Origin of the sequence: Rhodococcus sp. IEGM 1381 (assembly GCF_030056795.1) — a bacterium.
Lineage (GTDB): Bacteria > Actinomycetota > Actinomycetes > Mycobacteriales > Mycobacteriaceae > Rhodococcoides.
In genome coordinates, this window is record NZ_JASHKQ010000006.1 from 120,395 (window position 1) to 140,218 (window position 19,824).

The following is a 19,824-nucleotide window of genomic DNA, read 5'->3' on the forward strand; positions in this document are numbered from 1 at the left end:
ATACCTCGGGTATCGACAAGACTCACGGGGATCGACACGGTTCAGGAGTTCACCCATGCGCAAGATGTCATTGCTCGCCGCCGCAGTCCTGGTGCTACAGCTCGGCTTCATCCTCAGCTACGTCTCGGCGTTCCATCAGCCGACGCCACACGCGATCCCGATCGCGGTGGTGACCGAAACCGGCCTCCCGGAAGGACTCGCTCAGCAGACCGCCGATCGCCTGGACGCCATCGACGGTGCGCCGCTCGACGCACGCACTGCAGTCGACACCGCCGAGGTCCGCTCGCTCCTCCGTGACCGCGACATCATCGGGGCCTATGTCGTCGGCGCGAACGGAACGGACACGCTCATCACCGCAAGCGCGGCAGGCAGTTCCGAGGCCACCGCGTTGCAATCGATCTTCACCGAGGTCGACGCCGCGCAGGGCCGTCAATTCGTGGTCCGCGACGAGATCCCGGTCGGGGTGCACGACAACCGAGGGTTGTCCGGTTTCTACCTCTCGGTCGGCTGGGTCGTCGGCGGCTACCTGCTGGCCGCGGCATTCGGATTGCTGATCGGGGCACCGTCCTCGCGCCGCGAAACCTACCTGCACGTCGGCATTCTCGCGGTGTACTCCCTCGCCTCCGGAGCGCTCGGGGCCTTTCTCACCACCCACGTTCTGGAAACCTTTGCCGGCCACTGGTTTCCGCTCACCCTGCTGGGCACCGGCGTGGTCTTCGCCACCGGACTGGTCACCATGGGTCTGCGCGCACTGATCGGCGTAGCTGCGGTTCCCGCCGCGATCGTACTGTTCGTGATCCTCGGAAACCCCAGCGCAGGAGGTGCTTTCGGGGCAGACGTCCTACCGTCGCTCTATGCTTCGATCGGTCGGTGGATCACCCCGGGCATCGGCACCGAGGGCGTTCGCAGCATCGTGTACTTCTCCGGCACCGGGCTGGGGCAACCCGCACTCGGCCTGACGCTCTACATCGCGATCGGCGCACTGCTGATGGGCGCGGCCGCAGTGCGTCGCCGGTCCGTACACAACCCGGTGAGCCGACGCGAAACCAGTAAAGTGTGATTCCATGACCGCCAACTTCCCCCTGCCACTGCCCGATCTCGCCGTCCGGACTCTCGGAGGCGCAGTCGTGTGGGCGAACGACGAGACGTTCGCGGAGAAGGAGAATCTCGTCAGTCCGGGCAAAGCCGATTATTCGACGGCGACGTTCGGGCACAAGGGTCAGATCTACGACGGTTGGGAGACGCGTCGGCGACGCGAGGCCGGATACGACGAGGCCATCGTGCGTCTCGGGGCACCCGGCGTCGTATCGGCGATCGTGGTCGACACCTCGTGGTTCACCGGCAACTACCCGCCGGAAATCTCGATCGAGGCCGCCGAGGTGGAGGGGTTTCCCTCCCCCGACGAGCTACGCACGCAGACCGAGTGGACCACCATCGTCGCTCGAAGTCCGGTCGACGGTGACAGCGAGAACAGATTTCAGGTCGCCTCCGACGCCCGGTGGACGCACGTGAAGCTGTCGATCTATCCCGACGGCGGAGTGGCTCGGTTGCGAGTCCTCGGCCGCGGCAAGCCCGACCCCAAGTTCCTCGCGGCCGGGCCGGTCGACCTGGCCGCACTCGAGAACGGTGCCTACGTCTCGGCGTGCTCCAACATGTTCTACAGCTCCCCCAACAATCTGCTGTTCCCCGGTCCTCCGCGATCGATGGGCGAGGGCTGGGAAACCTCGCGCCGACGCAACGACTCGAACGACTGGGTTCAGGTGCAGCTGGCGGGCACCGGACTCGTCCGCCTCGCCGAGCTCGACACCACGTGCTTCCTCGGCAACGCGCCGGGTGCCGCATCGTTGCGCGGACGGCTCGGCGACGGCGAGTGGATCGAGCTGTTGCCGCGAACGTCGTTGCAACCCGACACCCGGCATCGCTTCGTCCTCGACCACGAGACTCCGGTCTCGGAGGTTCGGATGGACATCTTCCCCGACGGAGGCATGGCGCGATTGAGACTGTTCGGTGATCTGGCGGGAGTGGAGCCTGCGGAATGACCCAGTTGGGCAAGCTCTCTGCGTAAACGGTCGCGGGGCAATAGGGTTGGTTCATGTCCCGGCTACTTCATCCGAATGCAGCCCATGTGGCCGACACTCTGATTTCTCGTGGTCATCACGGGGTGGTGGTGAACAGTCCGGAGGGCACACACACTGCCGCCGATGCCGCTGCAGCACTGGGCGTCGAGGTGGGTGCGATCGTGAAGTCGATGGTGTTTCTGCTCGACGACGAGCCGGTGCTGTTACTCGTGTCCGGAGCACACAATGTTCATCTCGAGCACACGGGTGAACGCCTCGGTGGCAGGTTGACGCGGGCCGATCTCGACACGGCCAAACACGCGACCGGGCAACCGATCGGCGGTATCGCACCGGTCGGCCACCCCACGAACCTGGATACCTCCGTCGACCAGGATCTGGCCGGGTATGCCGAGGTGTGGGCGGCGGCGGGTCACGTCAACACGATATTTCGGTCCACGTTCACCGAGTTGGTGCGCATCACCGCAGGTCTGGCGATCGACGTCACCTGACCCATGCCGACGAGACCCCTCAGGATGCGAGTGTAGGAGCGATGCGCGACGCTCCGAGGACCTCGTCGACAGCATCGACGTCGAACCGAGTGCCGCGCGATCCCAGCAGCGGTAGCACCCCGGAGCTCAGGAGTGTCGACTGCCGATCCGCATCGTCGTGGACCTGCAACGTCACCCCGTCGGCGACGTCGGCCGCGGTGACGTCGGAGATCAAACTGGCCAATCCCGACGGTGTGCCGACGTAGCGGATGGACGCCGGGCTGATCGGCGCGTCCAGCCCGGCGAACTCGCGACGAGCCGTCCGAGCATCGGCCGCGATATGTACCTCGAGGTCGAGAAACACCGCTGTGCTGTCGGCTGACTCGCCGCGCTCGACGGCTTCGGCGCGTAACCGCGCGCGTTGCTGCTGCGCTTCCCGCAGGTCGGAGGCCTGGATTCGGACAATGTCCGCGTCCGGAGCCACGGTCAGTTCGGACCAGATCGCATCGAATTCGACGGCGACGCGAGTGTGGTTGTGCGACATGAGTTGTGGTCCTGATTCTAGAAGTCGGGAAACGCATTCGGTCGGAGCGGAGCCGAAATCGAACACGAACCGGACGCAGTGCGGCACAGATCCACGTATCTGTTGCACCAGTGGCGGTTGCCCAGCCACACGACACTCACGGTCATGACGCCATGCTAACCGTCCGAGGGGATGCACGGGGATCCAACCCCGGCGGCCCCGTCTACCAGGCCCGGGAAGGGTCGAGGGTCCGGCACGGGGTTCCACCAGCCGGCGTCCTCCTCGTAGTGCCAGTTCGGCCCGGACTCGACCAGGGCGGCAAGGGCGTCGACGAGTCGGTCGACATCGGCCGAGGAACTGCCGAGGCCGATGCTGGCTCGAACCGCGCCGTCTGCATGGCCGAGCCGGCTCAACAGCGGATGCGCGCAGAACTTTCCGTCTCGGACGCCGATTCCGTGCTCGGCGGAGAGGTACGCAGCCACCTCACCCGGGTCGCGTCCGGCCACCGTGAAGGTGACGATGCCGACGGTGTCGGGCGCGTCGGCCCACACCTGCAGCAGTTCGACGCCGTCCAGAGCGGCCAGACTGCCCCGCAGTCGGGACGACAATTCGTGTTCGTGTGCCTGCAGCTCGGCGTCGTCGAATCCCGCGATGGCCTCACAGGCTGCAGCCAGGGCGGCAACTCCGAGCACGTTGGGGGTGCCGGCCTCGTGCCGCTGAGGCGCCGGGGCCCATTCCGTGTGGTCGATGCTCACACTGCGTACCGCGCCGCCGCCGGCCAGGTGCGGCTCACCGGCGTCGAGCCAATCACGTTTGCCCACAAGCACTCCCGCACCGAACGGCGCGTACAGCTTGTGCCCCGAGAAGGCGAGGTAGTCCACGCCGAGTGCAGCAATGTCGATGCGGCGATGCGGAACCAACTGTGCACCGTCCACTGCGATCCGGGTGCCGTGCCGGTGCGCCAGAGCGGCGAGTTCCGCAATGGGGAGGACCTCACCGGTGACGTTCGATGCACCTGTGATCGCCAGCAGCGCAGCAGGTTTCGCGGCCAGCTTGGCGTCGAGGCGGTCGATCGTCTCGGCCAGTGTCGACGCGGCCACCACCACGCGGCGATCGCGCCACGGAAGCAGGTTCGCGTGGTGCTCGATATCGAGTACCACGGTGTCGCCCGGCACACACGCGGCCAGCAGGTTGAGCGAGTCGGTGGTGTTCCGCGTGAACACCACCACCGAATCAGACTGCGCACCAACAAATTCGGCGACGGTCACCCGAGCCTTCTCGTAGGCAGCCGTCGAGACCCGAGACGCATAGCCGGCGCCGCGATGCACGCTCGAGTAGAACGGCAGCAGTTCCGCGATCCGGTCGGTGACCGCCGCCAGTGCCGGCGCGCTGGCCGCGTAGTCGAAGTTTGCGTAAGTGCACGTGCCGCCCTGCACCAGGGGTACCTGCAGATCCGTGCCCGAAACAGGGGCAAAAGGAGCACAGGGGCGGGAAAGTACGGATGTCATGACAGATCAAGCCCTCACGTTCGAGGGACCCGCAACCGAAGAGATTCGTGAACGAGTCCGCGCTTGCCGCGCCGGTTTTCCGGCAACAGCCTGGTCGTCACCCGGAGCACCCCACCGCGGAGGAGGGTTGCCGACCAGCGAGCCGGGGCTTGATGCTGGTACTCGTGACCGTGGGGAAGACGATCGCAAACTCGCTGCGGTTTTGTCAAGCCGGGACTCACGCGTAGGCAGCAGTAGGATTCCCGCGGTGGGAAGGCGCGCTCGTTCACCTGCTGGCAAACAGAACGTGAGATAACCAACGGCGCTGCTGCTCGCCGGCACCACAGAGTTCCAGCACCACAGAGTCACCAACGAATCGATAAGGACGCCCGGTTGTCTGTGCATCAAGAGAACGATCTGCCGGGTTCGAGCGCGGACATCGCGCCTGCACCGGCGGTGTTTCTACGCTCGTCCCTCGCTCCTCCCGCCCGGACGCTCATCGACGTTCTCTGCGAGACCGCCCATCGCTTTCCCGACGCCCCTGCCATCGACGACGGTGCCGTGTCGGTCAGCTACTCCGAATTGTTGGACGACATCGCCGAGGGCGCGAAGTGGCTCACCGATGCAGGCGTCCGGCGCGGCGATCGCGTCGGCATCCGGATGCCGTCGGGTTCGTTCTCGCTCTACGTCGCCATCCTGTCCATCTTGAACGTCGGTGCCGCCTACGTTCCGGTCGACGCGGACGACCCCGAAGAGCGCGCCGAGCTGGTTTTCGGCGAGGCGAAGGTCACGGCCATCATCACCGCAGGCGGTATCGCGGCCGGTACAGCTCCCAAGCAGGACACTCCTCGGCACGACCTTTCCGAACACAATGACGGACCGCCCACCCCGGAAGACGACGCGTGGGTCATCTTCACCTCGGGTTCCACCGGCACACCCAAGGGCGTTGCGGTCAGTCATCGCAATGCGGCGGCGTTCGTCGACGCCGAGGCGCGCATGTTTCTGCAGAAGGATCCACTGGGCCCGGGCGACCGAGTGCTCGCCGGCCTGTCGGTGGCGTTCGACGCCTCGTGCGAAGAGATGTGGCTGGCGTGGCGGCACGGTGCGTGTCTGGTGCCCGCGCCGCGGTCGCTGGTGCGGTCCGGCTTCGATCTCGGTCCGTGGCTCGTCTCCCGGGACATCAGCGTGGTCTCCACGGTGCCCACGCTGGCGTCGCTGTGGCCCGCGGTCGCACTCGAGGCGGTGCGGCTGCTCATCTTCGGCGGCGAAGCGTGCCCGCCGGAACTCGCCGAGCGGCTTGCCGTCGAGGGCCGTGAGGTCTGGAACACCTACGGCCCCACCGAGGCAACGGTCGTCGCGTGCGCGGCCATCATGGACGGGAAGGGTCCCGTCCGCATCGGATTGCCGTTGGACGGGTGGGACCTGGCGGTGGTCGACGCGTCGGGCGCTCCGGTACAGGTCGGCGAAATCGGTGAACTCGTCATCGGTGGCGTCGGACTGGCGCGGTATCTCGATCCGGCCAAGGACGCCGAGAAGTACGCGCCCATGCCCTCCCTCGGGTGGGAGCGGGCGTATCGCAGCGGCGATCTGGTCAAGCTCGAGCTCGAAGGCCTGCTCTTTCAGGGCCGCGCCGACGATCAGGTCAAGCTCGGTGGTCGACGCATCGAACTCGGCGAGATAGACAATGCGCTGCAAGCACTTCCGGGTGTGGGCGGTGCGGCGGCCGCCATCCGCAAGACGGCCGCGGGAAACTCGGTACTCGTCGGGTATCTCGCCAGCACCAACCCTGATTTCGATCTCGAAGCCGCTCGCGTGTTGTTGGCAGAGCAGCTGCCGGCGGCGCTGGTGCCTCGGCTCGCGCTGGTGGACGAGATGCCCACGCGAACCTCGGGCAAGGTCGATCGCAATGCGCTGCCGTGGCCCCTGCCCGGCGCGGCGGGAGCGTCTGCGCTCGGCGGCACAGCGGGGTGGGTGGCGCAGCTGTGGACCAACATCCTCGGTGCCCAGGTATCCGACGAGAACGCCGATTTCTTCGCCAACGGCGGCGGTTCGCTCTCGGCCGCGCAGCTGGTGACAGCTTTGCGCGAGCGGTTCCCCGAGGTCACCGTCGCCCAGTTGTACGACCATCCCCGATTGGGTTCGCTCGCACAGTATCTCGACGACCTGAAGCCGGTGGTCGAGGCAATTCCACGTGAGGTCGCCCCCACCTCGCGCACCGCCCAGTGGGCGCAGATTCTGGCGACGGTTCCGTTGACCACGTTGACCGGGTTGCAGTGGGTCACCTGGCTGGGGTTGCTGTTCAACGTCATGTCGTGGTTCGGTGACGTGTCGTGGGCTCCGACGCTGTCGTGGTGGTGGATTCTGCTCGCATTCGTCTTGTTCATCACGCCGGTCGGCCGGATGGCGATTTCGGTGATCGGATCTCGCATCCTGTTGGCCGGGTTGAAACCCGGCGCGTATCGACGCGGCGGCAGCATGCACATAAGGCTCTGGGCGGCAACGAGATTGACCGACGCCAGTGGTGCTTCGAATCTCTCGGGTGCGCCGTGGATGGTCTACTACGCGCGTGCTCTCGGCTCGAAGATCGGCAAGGGCGTCGACCTGCACACGATGCCACCGGTCACCGGCATGCTCGAGCTGGGCGACGGCTGTTCCATCGAACCCGAGGTCGATCTCTCGGGTCACTGGATCGACGGCGATATCGTCTATATCGGCGGCATCGAGATCGGTGCCGGTGCCACCGTCGGTGCCCGCTCGACACTTCTGCCCGGAACCAAGGTCGGTAAGAACGCGGTCGTCACCGCAGGCTCTGCCGTCGTCGGACGAGTGAAGGCCGGGCAGATGTGGTCCGGGTCGCCGGCGCAGAAGGTCGGCAAGGCCGATCATCCGTGGCCCGCAGAGACACCGCCGCGCGCCACGAAATGGGTGTTCGCGTACGGCGTCGCGTCCCTGCTCCTGTCGGGCATGGCGCTGTTCTCCATCGGGGTCAGTCTGGTGCTGATGGGCTGGTGGATTCACACCGCCGAGTCCGTGCTCGACGCCTTCGAACGTGGACTGGTGATGTTGCCCGTCGCAACGATGGTGTCGCTGTCGGTGTTCGCACTGATCACCGTTGTCGCAGTGCGGTTGCTCAGCATCGGACTCGTCGGCGGATACCACCCCGTGCGCAGCCGTATCGGCTGGCAGGTCTGGGCCACCGAGCGACTCATGGACTCCGCACGCACGTTCCTGTTCCCGCTCTACGCATCGTTGCTGACGCCGCACTGGCTCCGGCTCCTCGGCGCGAAGATCGGCAAGGACGTCGAAGCGTCGACGGTGCTGATGATCCCGAAGTTCACCACCGTCGCCGACGGCGCTTTCCTGGCCGACGACACGATGGTTGCCAGCTACGAACTCGGCGGCGGCTGGATGCATCTGGGCGACGCCAAAGTGGGCAAGCGGGCGTTCCTCGGCAACTCCGGCATGACCGGGCCCGGGCGAACCGTCCCGAAGAACGGCTTGGTCGCGGTGCTGTCGGCGACTCCGGACAAGGCGAAGTCGGGCTCGTCCTGGCTCGGCAGTCCGCCGGTGCGACTGCGTCGCGCCGCCGGTAGTGCGGATTCTTCGCGCACGTTCGATCCGCCCACGAAGCTCAAGATCGCGCGCGCACTCGTCGAGACATGCCGATTGATTCCTGTCGTCGTGACATTCGGCATCGGGCTCGGAGTGTTGTTCGGGCTCACCGCCATCGCCAACTCCATCGGGTACTGGATGGCCGCGCTGCTCAGTGGACTCGTACTACTCGTCGCCGGTTTCGTGGCTGCGGCCGTCTCCGCGTTGGCGAAGTGGTTGTGGGTGGGCAGGATCGGCAAGACGGACCACCCGCTGTGGAGCTCGTTCGTGTGGCGCAACGAGGTGGCCGACACGTTCGTCGAGACCGTCGCGGCGCCATGGTTCGCGCGCGCAGCCGAGGGTACCGCCGTCCTGAACATGTGGCTGCGGTGGCTCGGGGCCGACATCGGGCGAGGTGTCTGGTGCGAGACGTACTGGCTGCCGGAGGCCGATCTGGTGACGTTGGCCGACGGTGCGACGGTCAATCGAGGGTGCGTTGTGCAGACGCACCTGTTCCATGATCGGATCATGTCCATGGACACTGTCGATCTCGGCGCAGGCGCGACTCTGGGGCCGCACTGTGTAGCGCTCCCGGCCTCCGGTATCGGCGACGGCGCGACGGTGGGTCCTGCCTCCCTGGTGATGCGCGGCGATACGGTTCCCGCGCATACTCGTTGGCAAGGCAATCCGATCGCGCCGTGGGCCAAGGGTGATCCCTTTCCGCGGATTCGCGACGATCGAAACGAGGGGTGATCGTGGCAGGCAGATTGGTGGCACCGGTGTTCGACGTCGATTCCAGTGACAACCCGATCGACACGTATCTTCCGCAGAACGGCAACCGCGGCTATCGCGTCTCACGTTACGAGCTCGACCTCGAGTACAAGGTCGAGAGCAACCGGTTGACGGGCAAAGCGAAGATCACGGCGGTCACCACTGCGACGGTGTCGAAGTTCGCGTTCGATCTCGGCCCGGCGATGAACGTGTCGAAGGTATCGGTCAACGGTTCGCGTTCGGTGAAGTTCAGCCATCAACGCGGCAAGCTGAAGATCACGCCCGCCAAGCCGATCGCCTCGGGTGCAGCATTGGTGGTGACGGTGACGTACGGCGGAACTCCCAAGCCCATCAACGGTTTGTGGGGTGAAGTCGGCTGGGAAGAGCTCACCGAGGGATCGATCGTCGCGAGTCAGCCGAACGGTGCCGCATCGTGGTTTCCGTGTGACGATCATCCGGTATCCAAGGCCAGCTACGGCATCACCATCACCACCGATTCGCCGTACTACGCGGTGGCCAACGGAACGTTGGTGCGCAAGCAAACTCGCGCCAGCCGCACCACCTGGGTGTACGAGCAGCCCGAGCCGATGGCCACGTATCTCGCGACCATTCAGATCGGTCCATACGAGCATCGCATCGTCAGCCCGGGTCCGGTGCCGATGAAGGCGATCACTCCCCCGCGACTGCGCGCACAGTTCGACCACGATTTCGGCCGTCAACCGCAGATGATGGATACCTTCGTACGGCTCTACGGCCCTTACCCTTTCGCGTCGTACACCGTGGTGGTGACCGACGACGATCTCGAGATTCCGATCGAGGCGCAGGGGCTGTCCATCTTCGGGGCCAATCACTGTTCGGGTTCCCGGTACTACGAGCGTCTGGTGGCGCACGAATTGGCGCACCAGTGGTTCGGTAATTCCCTGACCCTCGGCAAGTGGGCCGACATCTGGCTGCACGAGGGATTTGCGTGTTACTCGGAGTGGATCTGGGCCGAGAACTCCGGCGGCGCAACGGCTCACGACAAGGCAAAGCGCGCGCACACCATTCAGCGTGGGCTCGAGATGGATCTGCAGCTCACCGATCCGGGGCCGGAGCGCATCTTCGACGATCGCGTCTACAAGCGCGGCGCCCTGGCACTGCACGCACTACGACGCACGATCGGCGACGAGCGTTTCTTCGGACTGATCCAGGAATGGACCTCCAAGTACCGCTACTCCACCGTGGCGACCGCGGACTTCACCGACCTCGCATCCCGCTTCGGTTGCCCCCGAAGTCTGTGGGACGCATGGCTTGTGGACACGCAACTTCCGTCGTTGCCGTAGTCCCGATGCTCGCGAATCGGCTCCCCAGTTTTGGATAACAGCCTGCAATCGGAGGCCTGAATCCAACTCCGGGGAGCCGATCTGCCGGTCCGACCCGACGTCAGCGATACCCGAGCGACACCGTCAACCCAGCAATCACGTAGCCGTACATCGCCGACGTTGCCACTGCTTGTCGCCAGAAGCCTCGCGGGAACGACGCCGCCCAGCGTCCCTTGCCGTCCAGTTGCAGATCGCAGGGGAAATCGCTGATGGCCATGGCAGACGAGGGCTGCTTCGAGTGCGCGAGTACCACCCCGGTGGTGAACGGCAGACCCCGAACGAACAGGTGACCGCGCGCCTCTCCGGTCCGGTACCGCACCGCAGACTCCGTCACAACGCCTGTGTACCAACGTCGTTGGACGTTCCAGCCGGTGGCGTGCGCGAGCCGAAGGTTACGATCGCCGCGCAGTGCCGTGTCGACGGTCTCGACGTCGGCGATTGTTCCCCACCGCAGCATCGACATCCATCGCGCGATGGTCCTGGCTCGGAGCGTCAGCGCAACCAGCAGCACGATCGCGAACACATAGGGCACCAGAGCGGGATACCTCGACCAGCAGGCAGCCGGCACAATCACCGCGACGAGAAACCAGTACGCCTCCCGTCGTTTCCATGCGGTCGCACCCGCGAGCACCACCGTCGAAGGCACTCGGTGCGGCGGGACAGTGGGCGCGGACTGCAGCATGATGCCGCTGATCCTAGAGCCGAACCCATCAGCGCGCACCCACTCGCGGAGGCTCTGTCTATTCAGAGAAATGGAACGATGCCTGCGTACCATCCACTGATGGCGAAACGGTGGTGGGGACTTGTCATCGCAGCCGCGATTACCGTGGCTCTCGTGTCGCTCGCCTCGAATATCACGAGTGAAAGCCAGCTGTCCGCTCAGGCAAACACGTTGCTGGCCGTGCGCTCGATCCTCAGTAAATTGGTGAATTCGGGTGCCGTGTGGGCCGGCCTGCCTATCCTGTCCGGCTGGCTGGTCCGCCGTCCGCTGCACGCATTCGCGGCAGGGATCGTCGCGAGTCTGCTGGCTTTGGTGGTGCACTACGGTGTCGGCCAGCTGTTCGGGATGTTCGACGAGACCGTATGGGCGGCGAACCGAATGTGGTTTGCTCTCGCCCTTGTCATGGGGGGCCCGTTGGGTCTGGTCGGGGTCGTAGCGCGAGGCAGCGGCGCGTCAGGTTTGGTCGCGCGTCTGGTCGTCCCCGCCGGAGCCATGATCGAGCCGTTCTTCCGGGGCATGTTCAGCGTACCGACGATACTGCCGTGGCCCGCGCGCGTAGCCAGTGTGGCCGCCGGAGCAATCCTGGTCGCAGCCGGAATGGTGGGTGCCGCGGTATTGATCCGCCAGCGGCGCAAGCAGCCCGGAATTCAGAACGGATCCAACCTCCGTCCTACGGCAAGTGAGCAGACGTCTTCGATCGCACCACCAGTCCGCAGATTCCGGCCATCACCGCGCCGAATCCGAAGATGATCGGATACGTGACCACGCCCGGCCAGGTCTCGGTCAGCGCCGACAGCACAGCGGGCACCGCGAAGCCGAGGTACGTCAGCGAATAGAACACCGCGGTGAGACCGGCGAGATCATCGGGGCCCGCAATACGTTGCACCTCTTGCAAACCCGAGACCAGCGCCATGCCGTACCCGCACCCGAGCACCGCTGCCGCGATCAACGCCGCGGCAATCGTCAGCACCGACGCCGCCCACGCCGCGACAGCCATGCCGACCACCAGCAGAGACAGCGCAACCAGAGCGCCTCGCGCATTGGCGGGTGTGTCGATCCGTCGCCCGACGGCCTGGATCGCGAATCCGGATCCGAGCGCGATCACCGCCATCGCGGCCGAAAGTGCAACGGGATAGCCGCCACCGGGCTCGTCGGCCAACGCGTCGGCCATCAGTGACGGTAGCACCGCATAGGCGACGCTCGCGGCACCGAACACCCATGGAGCCAAAGGCAATACGACGAACAAGAACCGTCGATGCGAAGCGGACGGGATCCTCAGGTCGTCGAGCAACTTCTTGCTCTTCGATGTCACTGTCGCCGGGCGCGTTTCGGGAACGGAGAGCATTCCGATACTGGCAACGATGCAGATGAGCACGTGCACGCTGTAGGCGAGGTGCGTCGGCCAGGGCGCCCACTGCGCGAGTACACCGGCGACTCCGGCACCGAGGGCGAAGCCCGCGGTCAGCGACATCGCGGCGCGGCGCGCTCCGGCACCGGGCTTGGCGCTGGCGTCGCGACTGGAGAGTTCCTTGACCCAGCTGCCGCCCACGGCCATACCGATTCCGAGCGCGATGCCGCTGAGCACGCGACCACCGAAGAGCAGGTACGCGTTGTCGGGTCCGAGGGCGATCAGAATGGACCCGGCTGCGGCAATTGCGGGGGCGGGCAACATGATCGGACGTCGGCCGAGTCGATCGGAGAGCGGCCCGCAGATCAGCATCGCCGGAATGATGCCCAGGACGTAGGCGAACAGGAACGTATCGACCACCACGGCCGAGAAGCCGTGATCGAGCCGGTACATCACCAACAACGGTGTGAACTCGTTACCGCCCCAGGCGACGGCGACCATGCCCGACGCCACCAGCAGCCAGCGTCGCGCAGTCAACTCGATGTCTCGATCGTTCGTGAGCGTTTCACTCATCGTGCTCCCCCTCTGTCCGGTCGTAGGCCGTGCACCCCGAGCATGTGTTGTTCGACGGCCTGCTCGAATCCGTCTGCGTCGCCGGCCTCGATCAGGTCGGTGAGTCGGCGATGGTCGTCGACGATGCGAGAGATCTGCCCCGGATCGCGCGTCACCGAGGCCGCGGTCATTCGGCGCTGACGCTCTCGAAGTCCGTCGTAGAACGCGTCGAGCAAGGGGTTGCCGCCGGCTCGAACGACGATGCGGTGAAAGTCGGCGTCGGCGGCGCTGAACTGCGCGGCGGTGCCGTCGACAGCCAGCTTCTCTTGCAGCTGCAGGTTCTCGCGCAGCGCGTTCACCACGGATTCCCGGGCGGTGACGTCGCCGCTGAATGCGCGAACACTTCCTGCCTCGACGAGGCGACGCGCATCGACGACACTCTCCGCCTCACCCACTGCGATCGGCACCACCAGTGCCCCGCGCTTGGGGTACAGGCGCATCCACCCCTCTACTTGCAGACGCAGAAAGGCCTCGCGTACGGGCGTGCGACTGATCTCGAGCCGGGTCGCGATTTCACCCTCGCTGACGAGCTCACCGCCGGGCAGATCACCCGAAACGATGAGCTCTTTGACCGTCGCGTAGGCCGTATCGGCGGCAGATTTAGTCTCGAGCACAACATAGATACTAGATGCACCTCAACTGTGCACCAAACCGAGCCAAGTCGAAGGGTCTGTCAGGGAACCCAGTGGCGTGCGGCGATGTCGTCGATCACCGGATCCCCGTCCTGTGCCGACTCGAGTGCGTCGAGGTCGTCGCGCAGTGCGTTCAGGCGCGGGTCGTCGCCCTCGGCCTGCTCGGCGGCCGTTCCACCGTCGTCCGCGAGTTGCGCGAGCAGCTTCGCGCGCACCCGATCCTTCAGGGAGTCACTCATTCGTCGTCACCTTTCTTGAACACGCGTCGGGCGGTGGGGATGAGCGCGATGAGTACGCCCAGCAGCACGATGATCGAGAAGATTTCCAGCAGCACAGCTACTCCCAGGAGTTTCAGGTCGGGGCGAGTGCGCTGCCCCACGGGGTGTTGCGCACCACCATAAACGCAGCGAGAACAGTGATCAGGACGATCACCGTCGGACGGTCGACTCGCGGGCGGCGCAGCGAACGACCGGTCCAGCGCGATCGAAACCACAGTCCCCACACCCCGACCGCAACGAGCGCAAGGACAACCGCAACGACATTGCTCGACGCGGCCGCCGCGATGTCTCCGCGAGTGAGGTCACCCAGAGCGCGGGTGGCTCCGCATCCGGGGCACCACAGTCCGGTCAGTGCGTGGAACGGGCAGGGAAGATAGGTCGAGGTTCGCGGGTCGCGCACGTGCAGCAGCACCGATCCGCCGACAGCCGCAGCGGCCACACCGAGGGGCGCGGCGATGCTGCGCGATCGGGTGGGTGCCGTCATGACTACCAGTCCATCACGGTTCTACGATGACTGTCGCCGTCATGTCCGGATGCGGCGTGCAGTGATACGCGAAGGTGCCCGCGGTGTCGAAGGTATGTGTGAACTGGCCGGTCTCCATGAGTTGACTGCGAAACGAGTGGTCGTCGGCGACGACGTTGTGCGCCATGCCGCGGTCGGCGAACACCCACGTGACGGTCTCTCCCACGGAGATCGTCAGTGACTTCGGCGAAAACGTCCGGTCGGCGACGGTGACCTGATTCTCGGCAACGGGTTCGGCGGGCGCGGCCGGGGTGGTGGCGGTGGAGCAGGCAGTCAACGTGATCAGCAGTGCCGCGAACAATCCGAATGCCTTCATGACCTCGACGGTACCGAAAGGGATCATTCACTCCGGCCGAGGATGTATTCGGCCGTCAGGGCTACCGATCGGTCCGCGTCTTGGGTCAAGCCCTGCAGTGCCTGCACTGCTGCCGGTCCCGGAATGCTCGCCAGGGCTTGCGTCACTCGCAGTCTCACAGCGACATCGTCGAGCCCGTCCATCAGCGCCGCAACCGTAGAAGAGTCGGATCCCAGCAGTCCGAGTGCGTCTGCTGCGTCCACATCGTTCGCTCCGTCGTGGACCATCTCGATCAGCGTCGGAACGGCGTCGGTCATCCCTCGGGCCGCCAGTTCCAGTGCAGCGACGCGCCTGATCTGCGCGTCGTCGTGGACCAGCGCCTCGCGTAACACGTCGGTGGCGTCGGGGTGGGCAATCTCGACGACGGTATCGACGGCGCGGCGGCGCACATCGGGGTCCGGTGAGTGCAGGCCGCGGCGCAGCGGCGCGATCGCGTGGCCACCCGACTGCGCGAGGGCCCACCGAAGTGCGCCGGCCACGTTGGTTGCGGGTTCGCGCAGTACCGCCTCGGCCAGGGCCTCCGCCGGTATGGGGCGATCACCGACCGATGCCAACGCTGCCGACTGCCGTTTTCCCGCACTCACCGAGTCCAGGTCGCCGAGCATCGCCACCGTGCCGAGCACGTCGTCCCAGTCGTCGGGACGGGCGCTGCCGACGCGACGCAGCCGCGTCAGCAACTCGGTATCCCGCGCGACGCGCTCCTCCGCTCGGGCCGCGAGCTCGTCGACGAGTCCCGACGCCGCGAAACTCGGGTCGTCGAGCGCTCGGCCGACGTCGTGCAACGACAGACCCAGCGAGCGTAGGGATTCGACGTGGAACAGACGCCGAACGTCCTCCGGGGAGTACTCGCGGTAGCCGGTGCTGCTCCGCGAGTTCGGCTGCACCAGCCCGAGCCGGTCGTAGTGCCGGAGCATGCGCGCACTGACCCCGGACCGCCGCGCCACCTCACCGATCAACATCGTCCTATCTCACCCCGCCGTGTCGCCGACGCCAAGGGCATCGACGCGTCTGGCCTCGAATATCGAGAACCCGGCATCCGGATCCAGCAACAGCGCCTCGGTCGCCCCCGCGTGTACTCGAACAGCAACATCCTTGCTCGACGCGGCCTGCCGCAACATCGGCTCGATCACCGAACCCAGTGCGACCAGAGCGCGACTCAGACTGCGTTGCATCTCTCGCCCACCTCGCCCGAGTTGCGTGCCCAGCATCCTGGCCAGCTGCCCTTCGCTTCCTGTCGGTACCAGAACCACCGCGGCTCGCCACGCGCTGCGCGCCACCTCGTCGTCGGGGTCGGCGATCAACGGCTCGGTGATGACCGGCCACGCCGCCCGATCTTTGATCTTGGACAACGTGTGCAACGCCTGGCTGCGAGCCTGTGCCCCGCCGAATCGCACCTGCTCGATCAATCGCGGAACCGTCGACGACGCAGGAAGCCGAATCAGCGCCCACGTCAACATCTCCCGCACCTGAAAATCAGGTTCGACGGCGCACCGCTCCAGCAGTGCGTCGAGGAACTGCAGATCCGGCGTCGTACCGATATCGAGCGCCGCCCGCAGCCGGGCCGACGAATTGCTGTGTTCGAGTCCTTCGTTCATGCGGCCCAGCCAAGACCCTGTCACCGTGCCAAGGTCAACCCCCACCCAGGACGTCCGCGAGAGTTCGGTTCATCGTGTTCAGTGCGCGCACCGCGCCCCGTAGCGGGCCTGGTGCATTGGTCGAGGTGAGCAGCACATCCAAAACCGTTGTCTCGGTGATCTTCTCCGGCGGATCGACGTGCTTGCCCGCCGCGGCCGCCTCGACGTGACGTACGGTCTCGCGCACCAGAGCCGCAGCGTCGCGCAGAGCCCGGGCCGTGTCGTCCGACGGGGCCGTCTGCGTATCGGCGCGAGCGGCCAGCACACCTGCTCTGGCCAATGCATGGGCAGATCGGCTACTGACGGCCAACACTCGAAGCAGTCGTTTCGCCCCTCGCCTGCTGCGGGTCGTCGGCCCCAGTACGAGTGGCTTTCCGGCCGTCACGACGTCCTTCAACGCGTTGTCGAGCACGCGCGTCGACGCCACCAGGTCGGTCTCCCCTCCCGGCGCCACGACCGATTCGACACTGGCCTCGATCAACGCGTCCAGCTGTTCGAGGTAGGTATCGACCTTGTCCACCATCGTCTTTCGAGTTCCGGTCGAGAAGATGAAGTACGCGGAGACGATGCCGACCACGCCGCCGACGGCGGTCTCGGTGATACGAAGCTCGAGCACCTCGATACTGAACGTGCCCAGCAGCCCGTAGAGCATCGCAAGCAGAATAGTGACGAAGAACGACAGCAACGCGTACGCCACGGTCACCAGGTAGAACGCGAAGAAGACGCAGACGACGATCAACACCAACTGCAGGGGTTGATTGTTGCCCACCAGTGCCGCGATCACCACTCCGGCCAGCACGCCTGCGATGGTTCCGAGTACGCGTTGACCTGCGCGCGTGAGGATTTCGCCCCGAGTCGACGCGCCGGTGAACACCAGGAACGCCGTGAGCACCGCCCAGTACCAGCGGTCGGGCGAGACCAGTTCACCCAGCACGGTCGCCGCGCTGGTGGCCACGGCCACCTGAATTGCGGCCTTGGTGCTGGGGTTCAGTCCGCTCGGCTCGTCCTTGGTCGCGGGCTCGGTCGATTCGGTCTCGGGGCTCGCCGCAACCGAGACTGCGTTGGTGGTGATGTGATGAATAGCGATGTGCGCCTGCACGGCTCGCTGCGCAGAGACCGTAGCGATGCCTGCGGGGGTCGACGGGTCGGCACGCTCGGCGGCCGTTGCGGCCAACCGACGCGCAGCTCGAAGCTGTTCCGAGGACGGCGTGTTCTGCAGGACCGACCCGAGTGCCGTCGTTGCTTGGCCCAGCGCATTGGGCCATGGCTTGACCGGATCGAGAGCCCAGAGAGAGCTGACGAGTTGTTCGGTCGCGATCTGGGCGTCGAACACGCGGAGCGACAGATCGGTGCTGGTGACACTGAGCAGCTGGCCGGCATCGTGTCGGTCGAGCCAGTCGTCGATCATCAGCGCGGTGTTGCCGAGTCGGTCGAGTCTGCGGCGCAACAGGTTCAGATCACGACCCTCCCCTGCCGACGCCGCCTCCAGCACCGACACCGATACCGCCCGCATGGCGAACAGCAACCGACGAACTTCCACGATCGGCCGGTCCGGGAAGATCACCGCTCGCACGAACAACGCGATCGCCAAACCGCCGAGGATCGCCGCGATGAGCATCGGCAGCTGCCCCGGGGTCGCGCGCAGAAACAGTGCGAAGAAGTACGAGATGAACGCCACCATCCCCAGCGCAGTGCCGCGAGGACCGAATCTGCGGACCCACACGGCCGCGAACAACACCGCGATAAAGCCGACGTCGGCCACCTTGCCGAGCTCGGAGAGCAACGACGCCAACGTCACTGCCGCCGAGGCCGGCAGCGCCATCAGTGCGGTGGTGATCAGCCGACTGTGCTGATCTTTGTCCTTCACTGCCGCCGATGCTTGCATCGCCACCACGGTTCCGAGCATCGCGACCGTCACCGGCTGACCGATGGCGCGCGTGGTCAGCAACAGAATCACCATCGCCAGCAGCACCGTCAACGTCGTCGCCGACGCGCTCCGAAGCCGAACCTGCCCCGGATCCGAGGCGTCGAGGATTCGGGCGAGGCGGTTCATTCCTCGATTCTGCGCTACTGCCTCACGTCGTGCTCGAAGAGCCGGGCCGCGCAGATCGCCGGTGCCGACGAATGCGGCAGCAAACGGCTCAGGTCCGACGGCATGAGCAGCTCGACCGTCGACGACTCGTCCAGTCGGTACGGCTGGGTGGAGACGATGCCGGCGAGGTGTTTGCGCAGCCGCGACATCTCGGCACGAACGGTGATGGCTCGGCCGGCGTCGCCGAACAGATCTGCGGCCATCTGGGCGGCCGTTCGCCCGTGCCGATTCGTGGCGAGAAGGTACAGAATTTCGGCGTGCCGGGGCGTCGGCTCGTGAGTCCACTCCCCCACTTCGCTGCGTACCTCGAGGCGCGGCTTCTGTGAATTGCGCAGGTCGATGCGAATTCTCGTCGTATTGCCGGAGTCCGCGACGGACGAATCCGCGGCACCGCCAGGAGTGGAGCCTGCGGAACGACCATAAGAAGTCGGGCGGACCAGCCATCCACCGGGCAGGGGTTCGAAGTCGCACACGCCGAGGGTCGGCAGCCAGAAGCGTCCCGTTGCCAGGTCCTCGGGCAGCAGAATTCGATTGCGCAGTGCCACCGATTCGACGGCCGCGACCCATCCGTTCGCGTCGACGGCCAGCGCCGGCGACCGCAGTCGCGCGAGCATCGGTGCGGCCACCGAGCGCAGTCGATCGAGGGTGCTCCGGTGCAGTTCGCGCAGTTGGGATTCCGCCAACCGTGCTACTGCGTCGACCAGCGCGATCGTGGTGGGGTGCACCGTCTTCGCCGGTCCGCTGACGTCGATGGCTCCCAGCACCTGACCGGTTCGCGGATCACGAATGGGCGCTCCGGCGCAGGTCCACGAATGATGGCTCCGCACAAAGTGTTCGGCCGAGAAGATCTGGACCGCGCGGCGGGAGACCAGTGCCGTTCCGATGGCGTTGGTGCCCACCGAATCCTCGGCCCAGTTGGCCCCCTCGACGAATCCGAGGTTGTCGGCGCGGTCGAGGACGGCCGTCGATCCGCTGCGCCACAGCACGCGGCCGTGCCGATCGGCGACGACCAGAATGTTGTCGCCGTCCTGTACCACCGACTCCAGTCCGCGGGCCAGATCGTCGAGGATGTCGAACAAACCCGACTCCCGACGCGTGAGCTCGAGGTCGGAGACGTCCATCTGCGTCTCGGCGGGGTTGCCCAGCTCGGGGTCGATGCCGAGGGTCTGCAACCGTCGCCACGAGTCACCGATGACCTCACGGGGACGCGCGGGTGACTTGCCGCCGGTCATGGTCGCGTCGTACACGGCAGTGAGAATCTGCGCGTAGCGGCGCGGGTCTTCGCCGGCCGCCAGCGCAGGTTCGGGGCCTGTCGACTGCGTCATCGCTGTCAATTGTGCTCCAGCTCACA

General features: G+C 66.0%; 18 protein-coding genes and 1 riboswitch. Of the genes, 6 read left to right on the top strand and 12 right to left on the bottom strand.

The genetic code is table 11. The annotated features are described in order from the left end of the window. The first annotated feature begins 55 nt into the window (after positions 1-55). From QM797_RS16095 to QM797_RS16105, 3 genes are read left to right on the top strand one after another with little or no spacing between them, the layout of a single operon-like run. Positions 56-1,060, top strand: a complete 1,005-nt coding sequence (locus tag QM797_RS16095) for an ABC transporter permease (protein ID WP_283276653.1) — start codon at positions 56-58, stop codon at positions 1,058-1,060. Positions 1,061-1,064: 4 nt separating this feature from the next. Further along, entirely contained in the window at positions 1,065-2,039 is a 975-nt protein-coding gene (alc, locus tag QM797_RS16100; RefSeq protein ID WP_283276654.1) for an allantoicase, read from the top strand. A 53-nt stretch (positions 2,040-2,092) separates the two neighbouring features. After that, positions 2,093-2,566 carry a YbaK/EbsC family protein gene (locus tag QM797_RS16105; protein WP_283276655.1) on the top strand — a complete coding sequence of 158 codons (474 nt, stop codon included), beginning with the start codon at positions 2,093-2,095 and terminating at the stop codon, positions 2,564-2,566. Positions 2,567-2,585: 19 nt separating this feature from the next. On the opposite strand, the gene QM797_RS16110 is transcribed toward QM797_RS16105, so the two are convergent. Together QM797_RS16110 and QM797_RS16115 are read right to left on the bottom strand one after the other, a co-directional pair. Continuing rightward, complete coding sequence (locus tag QM797_RS16110; RefSeq protein ID WP_283276656.1) at positions 2,586-3,089, bottom strand: hypothetical protein; 504 nt, start codon at positions 3,087-3,089, stop codon at positions 2,586-2,588. Positions 3,090-3,244: 155 nt separating this feature from the next. Further along, positions 3,245-4,576, bottom strand: coding sequence for an aminotransferase class V-fold PLP-dependent enzyme (locus tag QM797_RS16115; protein ID WP_283276657.1), 1,332 nt, complete (start codon positions 4,574-4,576; stop codon positions 3,245-3,247). A gap of 54 nt (positions 4,577-4,630) precedes the next feature. Continuing rightward, a riboswitch (SAM riboswitch) is annotated at positions 4,631-4,746 on the bottom strand. Between the two features lie 208 nt (positions 4,747-4,954). Here QM797_RS16115 and QM797_RS16120 point away from each other — a divergent pair. Together QM797_RS16120 and QM797_RS16125 are read left to right on the top strand one after the other, a co-directional pair. Further along, positions 4,955-8,899: a Pls/PosA family non-ribosomal peptide synthetase gene (locus QM797_RS16120; RefSeq protein WP_502942351.1), complete on the top strand. Its 3,945-nt coding sequence runs from the start codon at positions 4,955-4,957 to the stop codon at positions 8,897-8,899. Positions 8,900-8,901: 2 nt separating this feature from the next. Continuing rightward, positions 8,902-10,239 (top strand): M1 family metallopeptidase, encoded by a 1,338-nt coding sequence (locus tag QM797_RS16125; RefSeq protein WP_283276658.1) that lies wholly within the window; start codon positions 8,902-8,904, stop codon positions 10,237-10,239. A gap of 100 nt (positions 10,240-10,339) precedes the next feature. Here QM797_RS16125 and QM797_RS16130 read toward each other — a convergent pair whose 3' ends face one another. Continuing rightward, positions 10,340-10,960, bottom strand: a complete 621-nt coding sequence (locus QM797_RS16130; protein ID WP_283276659.1) for a hypothetical protein — start codon at positions 10,958-10,960, stop codon at positions 10,340-10,342. Positions 10,961-11,059: 99 nt separating this feature from the next. On the opposite strand from QM797_RS16130, the gene QM797_RS16135 reads away from it, so the two are divergent. Further along, on the top strand, positions 11,060-11,749 hold the full coding sequence (locus QM797_RS16135) for a hypothetical protein (protein WP_283276660.1): 690 nt from the start codon (positions 11,060-11,062) through the stop codon (positions 11,747-11,749). Here QM797_RS16135 and QM797_RS16140 read toward each other — a convergent pair. The 9 genes from QM797_RS16140 to QM797_RS16180 form a co-directional block, all read right to left on the bottom strand. After that, the gene (locus QM797_RS16140) at positions 11,670-12,920 is read right to left on the bottom strand and encodes an MFS transporter (RefSeq protein ID WP_283276661.1); all 1,251 of its coding nucleotides are present in this window, start codon (positions 12,918-12,920) and stop codon (positions 11,670-11,672) included. The two genes, QM797_RS16135 and QM797_RS16140, sit on opposite strands and share 80 nt — an antisense overlap. Beyond that, positions 12,917-13,573: a GntR family transcriptional regulator gene (locus QM797_RS16145; protein ID WP_283276662.1), complete on the bottom strand. Its 657-nt coding sequence runs from the start codon at positions 13,571-13,573 to the stop codon at positions 12,917-12,919. The genes QM797_RS16140 and QM797_RS16145 overlap by 4 nt, the downstream gene beginning before the upstream one ends. Positions 13,574-13,632: 59 nt before the next feature. Further along, complete coding sequence (locus tag QM797_RS16150; RefSeq protein WP_283276663.1) at positions 13,633-13,830, bottom strand: hypothetical protein; 198 nt, start codon at positions 13,828-13,830, stop codon at positions 13,633-13,635. Between the two features lie 112 nt (positions 13,831-13,942). Then, the gene (locus tag QM797_RS16155) at positions 13,943-14,353 is read right to left on the bottom strand and encodes a DUF2752 domain-containing protein (RefSeq protein ID WP_283276664.1); all 411 of its coding nucleotides are present in this window, start codon (positions 14,351-14,353) and stop codon (positions 13,943-13,945) included. 13 nt (positions 14,354-14,366) lie between these two features. Next, positions 14,367-14,708, bottom strand: coding sequence for a plastocyanin/azurin family copper-binding protein (locus tag QM797_RS16160; protein ID WP_283276665.1), 342 nt, complete (start codon positions 14,706-14,708; stop codon positions 14,367-14,369). A gap of 23 nt (positions 14,709-14,731) precedes the next feature. Next, on the bottom strand, positions 14,732-15,706 hold the full coding sequence (locus tag QM797_RS16165) for a HEAT repeat domain-containing protein (RefSeq protein ID WP_283276666.1): 975 nt from the start codon (positions 15,704-15,706) through the stop codon (positions 14,732-14,734). 9 nt (positions 15,707-15,715) lie between these two features. Further along, the gene (locus QM797_RS16170; RefSeq protein ID WP_283276667.1) at positions 15,716-16,342 is read right to left on the bottom strand and encodes a HEAT repeat domain-containing protein; all 627 of its coding nucleotides are present in this window, start codon (positions 16,340-16,342) and stop codon (positions 15,716-15,718) included. A gap of 34 nt (positions 16,343-16,376) precedes the next feature. Continuing rightward, positions 16,377-18,434: an FUSC family protein gene (locus tag QM797_RS16175; protein WP_283276668.1), complete on the bottom strand. Its 2,058-nt coding sequence runs from the start codon at positions 18,432-18,434 to the stop codon at positions 16,377-16,379. Between the two features lie 14 nt (positions 18,435-18,448). Beyond that, the gene (locus QM797_RS16180; protein WP_283276669.1) at positions 18,449-19,798 is read right to left on the bottom strand and encodes a GAF domain-containing protein; all 1,350 of its coding nucleotides are present in this window, start codon (positions 19,796-19,798) and stop codon (positions 18,449-18,451) included. Positions 19,799-19,824 lie beyond the last annotated feature (26 nt).

Coding starts and splice junctions, on each gene's coding strand:
- QM797_RS16095 (WP_283276653.1), top strand. CDS start 56: ATGCGCAAGATGTCATTGCTCGCCGCCGCAGTCCTGGTGCTACAGCTC.
- alc (WP_283276654.1), top strand. CDS start 1,065: ATGACCGCCAACTTCCCCCTGCCACTGCCCGATCTCGCCGTCCGGACT.
- QM797_RS16105 (WP_283276655.1), top strand. CDS start 2,093: ATGTCCCGGCTACTTCATCCGAATGCAGCCCATGTGGCCGACACTCTG.
- QM797_RS16110 (WP_283276656.1), bottom strand. CDS start 3,089: ATGTCGCACAACCACACTCGCGTCGCCGTCGAATTCGATGCGATCTGG.
- QM797_RS16115 (WP_283276657.1), bottom strand. CDS start 4,576: ATGACATCCGTACTTTCCCGCCCCTGTGCTCCTTTTGCCCCTGTTTCG.
- QM797_RS16130 (WP_283276659.1), bottom strand. CDS start 10,960: ATGCTGCAGTCCGCGCCCACTGTCCCGCCGCACCGAGTGCCTTCGACG.
- QM797_RS16135 (WP_283276660.1), top strand. CDS start 11,060: ATGGCGAAACGGTGGTGGGGACTTGTCATCGCAGCCGCGATTACCGTG.
- QM797_RS16140 (WP_283276661.1), bottom strand. CDS start 12,920: ATGAGTGAAACGCTCACGAACGATCGAGACATCGAGTTGACTGCGCGA.
- QM797_RS16150 (WP_283276663.1), bottom strand. CDS start 13,830: ATGAGTGACTCCCTGAAGGATCGGGTGCGCGCGAAGCTGCTCGCGCAA.
- QM797_RS16155 (WP_283276664.1), bottom strand. CDS start 14,353: ATGACGGCACCCACCCGATCGCGCAGCATCGCCGCGCCCCTCGGTGTG.
- QM797_RS16160 (WP_283276665.1), bottom strand. CDS start 14,708: ATGAAGGCATTCGGATTGTTCGCGGCACTGCTGATCACGTTGACTGCC.
- QM797_RS16165 (WP_283276666.1), bottom strand. CDS start 15,706: ATGTTGATCGGTGAGGTGGCGCGGCGGTCCGGGGTCAGTGCGCGCATG.
- QM797_RS16170 (WP_283276667.1), bottom strand. CDS start 16,342: ATGAACGAAGGACTCGAACACAGCAATTCGTCGGCCCGGCTGCGGGCG.
- QM797_RS16175 (WP_283276668.1), bottom strand. CDS start 18,434: ATGAACCGCCTCGCCCGAATCCTCGACGCCTCGGATCCGGGGCAGGTT.
- QM797_RS16180 (WP_283276669.1), bottom strand. CDS start 19,798: ATGACGCAGTCGACAGGCCCCGAACCTGCGCTGGCGGCCGGCGAAGAC.